Origin of the sequence: Cryobacterium sp. 10I1 (assembly GCF_035019805.1) — a bacterium.
Lineage (GTDB): Bacteria > Actinomycetota > Actinomycetes > Actinomycetales > Microbacteriaceae > Cryobacterium > Cryobacterium glucosi.
In genome coordinates this window covers 1-1,930 of record NZ_JASJVF010000401.1, presented here as the reverse complement: position 1 = coordinate 1,930, position 1,930 = coordinate 1, and the positions used below count along the sequence as shown (strand labels likewise).

General features: G+C 70.4%; 1 protein-coding gene and 1 pseudogene. One reads left to right on the top strand and one right to left on the bottom strand.

What is annotated here, in order from left to right; translation table 11 throughout:
• On the bottom strand, positions 1 to 1,141 hold a 1,141-nt coding region (locus tag QN345_RS18470), incomplete at its 3' end, for a maltokinase N-terminal cap-like domain-containing protein (protein WP_323509048.1).
• A gap of 199 nt (positions 1,142 to 1,340) precedes the next feature.
• Here QN345_RS18470 and QN345_RS18465 point away from each other — a divergent pair.
• Positions 1,341 to 1,930, top strand: a pseudogene (locus QN345_RS18465) (ABC transporter permease); the annotation flags it as partial.

Here is a 1,930-nt window from a genome sequence, read left to right as displayed (position 1 = left end):
GAGTGAGCGGTTCGCCCTCGAAATCGACGAGCACCCAGCCCCTGCCCGGAACGAGCAGCACCTGGCCGAGGTGCAGGTCCCCGTGGATGCGCTGCAGCCTCGGCCAGGACACCTCGGCCGCTGCGGCGAACACCGCCTCGATCGCCGGGGCGTACCGGTCGAGTGCAGGCACCTCCGCGATCGCGCGCCGGGCGCGGGCGCGCAGGCCGTCGAGGACCGTGCCGACGACCTCAGCGGTCGGCTCCGCCGTCGGCATCGCGTCAGCGAGGTCGGCGTGGACTGCCGCGGTCGCGACGCCGAGGCTCCGCGCCCGCGCAGTGAAGTCCTCGTTTCTCCGTGCCGCACCGAGTACCACCCGCCAGGCGTCTTCGACGCCGGGCAGGAACTCCTGGGCGAAAGCGAGGTGGCCGCGCGCGGTGCCGCCAGGCGCGCGGGGGTCCGCCCAGTCCCCGACGATGCAACCGACGGGAAGGGGAACGAAGTGCGAGCCGGCGCGGGCGAGTGCGGACTGCACGGTGACGTCGGGGTTGTCGCCGTGGTGGAGCGCCCGGAAGACCTTGCAGATCACGGGAGTGAGTGCGCGACCGTCAGGACCCGCGAGTTCGTAGATGATCGAGGTGTTGGACTGCTCTCCCCGGAGCACGTGACTCGACACGACGGTCGGCTCGACACCCTCCGGCGCGACTCCGTCGCCGGGTACACCTCCGGGTACACCGCCGGCGAGGCCGTTGGGAAGGGTCTCGCCTTCCGCGACCGAGCATCCGTCTGCACCAGGGCCTGACGTGCCGCGACGCAGGATCAACAGGAGCAGCGCCCGCGCATAGGCCGGATCCGCCGGAGCGTCATAGACGAACTTTCGCCGCCCGTCCGCTCCGGTAAGGGTCGTGATGAGGGCCGCCTCGCCGCCAGGGAGAGCCACCTCCCGCTCGGTCACGGGAAGCTGGTAGACCGTCCGGCGAGGGTCGCCGGCGTCGACGACGCAGTCGGTGCGGATCAGCACCCCCGGCTCGCCGGAGGGCAGCGACCAGCCGCCCACGCGCGCCAGCGCCACCGGGCGGCCCGTGTCCGCGAACCAGCGCTGGCGGGCGGCCCAGGAGCTCACATCTTCGGGCACTGCGGATCCGAGGCCATTCCCAGTCATGCCGCCAGCGTACGCCAGCGGCAGAGTGTGGCCCGCAGACATCCTGATCAGCTTGGAAACACCAGTGCCCAGCCGATGTTCATGGGGCAGAACTGTCATTTGACGGCGTATTCACAGGAAAGTGATAGCGTCCGGAAAGCCCTGATCCATAACTTCGATCCCGGTGGGCCCCACGGAGAGTCCCCGGAACCGGAGACTCATGTTCTATACCTACCTGCGTCGGGAACTCGCGGGCCGTCGCAAGCAGACCGCCATCGTCGCGATCGGCATGGCCCTCGCCATCGCGCTGGTCATCATCGTCAACTCGGTGTCGAGCGGAGTCCAGCTCGCCCAGGCATCCGTTCTCGAGTCCGTGTACGGCGTCGGCACCGACATCACCGTGAGCCAGGCCCCTGCTGCCGCCGCGACGCCGGGCACCGGAAACGGCGCGCCCCAACGCTTCGACTTCGGTTCGGCGGACGGTGCCGCAGCGGACGGAACCACGACGATCAGCCGCAGCAGGCTCACGGCTGAACGCGGGACGGAGACCTTCGCCTCGACCGGTCTCGACTCGGTGCGCGCGGTTCCGAACGTCAGTGCGGCCGCTGCGACGCTCCTGCTGAGCAACTCCACCTTCAGCGGCGCCCTCCCGACCCGCAGCCAGGGCGCCACCCGGCCATCGACCGGCCAGGGCGCTCCGTCAGGCCAGAGCGCTGAGACGCCGCCGACGGGTGGCCCCGACGGTGCTGATCACGGTCACCTTCGGAACCTCAGAGCGGATGACCCCGGTCTTCGATGCAAGCAGGGCGC